This window comes from Kitasatospora sp. NPDC059327 (genome assembly GCF_042752535.1).
Lineage (GTDB): Bacteria > Actinomycetota > Actinomycetes > Streptomycetales > Streptomycetaceae > Kitasatospora.
The window spans coordinates 10,809-12,788 of the sequence record NZ_JBHYYB010000091.1; the positions used below are offsets into that span (position 1 = coordinate 10,809).

Annotated in this window: 3 protein-coding genes; all 3 read right to left on the reverse strand. The window is 75.6% G+C overall.

Annotated elements, in window-relative coordinates; all coding sequences use genetic code 11:
• Positions 1-99 precede the first annotated feature (99 nt).
• Positions 100-510, reverse strand: a complete 411-nt coding sequence (locus ACFXHB_RS35515) for a hypothetical protein (RefSeq protein ID WP_380579559.1) — start codon at positions 508-510, stop codon at positions 100-102.
• A 181-nt stretch (positions 511-691) separates the two neighbouring features.
• On the reverse strand, positions 692-1,180 hold the full coding sequence (locus ACFXHB_RS35520) for a glutathione peroxidase (RefSeq protein WP_380579561.1): 489 nt from the start codon (positions 1,178-1,180) through the stop codon (positions 692-694).
• A gap of 69 nt (positions 1,181-1,249) precedes the next feature.
• On the reverse strand, positions 1,250-1,756 hold the full coding sequence (locus ACFXHB_RS35525; protein ID WP_380579564.1) for a pyridoxamine 5'-phosphate oxidase family protein: 507 nt from the start codon (positions 1,754-1,756) through the stop codon (positions 1,250-1,252).
• Positions 1,757-1,980: the final 224 nt, after the last annotated feature.

Here is a 1,980-nt window from a genome sequence, read left to right on the forward strand (position 1 = left end):
ACGTCGGGGGCCCGCCGGCTGGGGGCGAGGCCCCGGGCGGGGGGCGTGTGGTGCGCGCGCCGCCCCCCCGGGGGGGGGCCGCCCCCCCCCCCCCGACGGTCAGACCGCCGCGTCCGCGCGAACCCGGCGGCCGGCCGTCACCACGCCCAGCTGAAGCAGGCTCAGGCCGAACATCAGGACGCCCAGGGGGACGTGCACGCTCGGCACGTGCGCGACGCCGAGGATCACCTGCGCCGAGGCGAGGACCAGGAACCCGGTCGCGTACAGGATCGGCCGGGCTGAGCCGCCGCCCGGTCGCCACAGCAGGACCGCGGCGAGGACGTACAGCATCGTCGCGGCGTACATCCCGCGGGCGCCGGCGCTGTGCAGCACCTCGCCGTGCCGCGAGGACAGCAGCAGTCCGGCGGTGACGGCCTGGAAGAGGATGGCCGTGGTCTGCAGGGCGATCGCGACGCGCAGGAACGTCGCGAACCCGGGGCCGCGCTGCTGTGTCGTCGTCCGTATGGGCATGGTGAACCCTTCCTCTGCTGCTCGACTCCGTGTCCCGGCCGTGCCCCTGGGCGGGGCAGGGCCGCTGTCGACATGTCAGACGACGCGGCCGCCGGAAATGTGACGGTCCCGGCCGGGATCCGCGGACACGCGCACGGGCCCCGGGGCGGGTGCCCCGGGGCCCGTGCGGCGGTCGTGCGGGTCAGGCCGGCAGCACGGCCTCGATCGCCGCGATCACCTCGGCCGACTCCGGCTCGGTGCGGGGCCGGATCCGGGCGGCCACGGTGCCGTCCGGGGAGACCAGGAACTTCTCGAAGTTCCAGGCCACGTCGCCGGCCTGGCCCTCGGCGTCGGCCGTCCGGGTCAGCACCGCGTACAGCGGGTGCTGGTCGTCGCCGTTGACGTCCGTCTTCTCGAACAGCGGGAAGGAGACGCCGTAGGTGGTGGAGCAGAAGGTCTGGATCTCCTCGGCGCTGCCCGGCTCCTGCCCGGCGAACTGGTTCGACGGGAAGCCCAGCACGGTGAAGCCGCGCGCGGCGTAGCGCTCCTGGAGCCGCTCCAGGCCGGCGTACTGGGGCGTCAGGCCGCACTTGGAGGCGACGTTGACGATCAGCAGCGCCTTGCCCTTGTAGTCGCCGAGCGAGGCGGTCTCGCCGGACAGGGTGCGCAGCGGGATGTCGTACAGGCTCACGGAAGTCCCCTTCGGATGGTCGGGTGTCGGGACAGGACTCGTCACGGAACGGTAGTCGCCCCGCCGGGGTCAACCACGACCGGGCTCCGGGTGTTCCGTCCCCGTTCGGGTGGACCGGGCGTCGAAGCGGGCGGCGACGGCGGCGAAGTCGGCGCTGAGCCAGCGCTCGGGGCGCATCCGGATGGCGATGTCGGCGGTCAGCTGTTCGGTGGTGGCGGCGAGGTAGGCGCGGGCGGTGGCGGGCGGCATGTAGCGGTGGGCCATCGCGGCGCGCTCCTCGGGATCGACCCGGTCCTCGATCGCCACCACCGGGCCCTCCACGCTCACGTACCGGCAGGGCGGCTCCTCCTGCTGGGCGCAGAGCGCGAACCGGCCGGTGGCGCGGATCCGGCGGGCCTTGGCCGAGTCACGGCCGGTGAGGATGGTGAGGGTGTCGCCGGGTCGGTAGGAGTACCAGATCGGGACGGCCAGCAGGCTCCCGGTCGCCCGGGCGCCGTCGTCGCCGACGGCCAGGACGCCGACGTGGGGGCCGGCCAGAAAGGCCTCGCGGTCGGGGATGCTCATGGTGAAGGGCACGGAGCGGCCTCCCGGGGTACGGGGCCCGCGGGCTGCGGTCGCGCGCGGGCGGTTCACCGGTACGTACCCGGACGGCCGTCCTGCCGAACGCGCCCGATCCGGACGGACGGACGTCGAACGCCCGCCGGGTGCCCGCGGGCGCCGGCCGGCGGGGCCCCGGCCGGCGACCCTCCGGGCCCCCGACGGGCGCCGCGCCGGCGGGGCGAAGAGCCGCACCGGCGGGG

Coding starts and splice junctions, on each gene's coding strand:
- ACFXHB_RS35515 (WP_380579559.1), bottom strand. CDS start 510: ATGCCCATACGGACGACGACACAGCAGCGCGGCCCCGGGTTCGCGACG.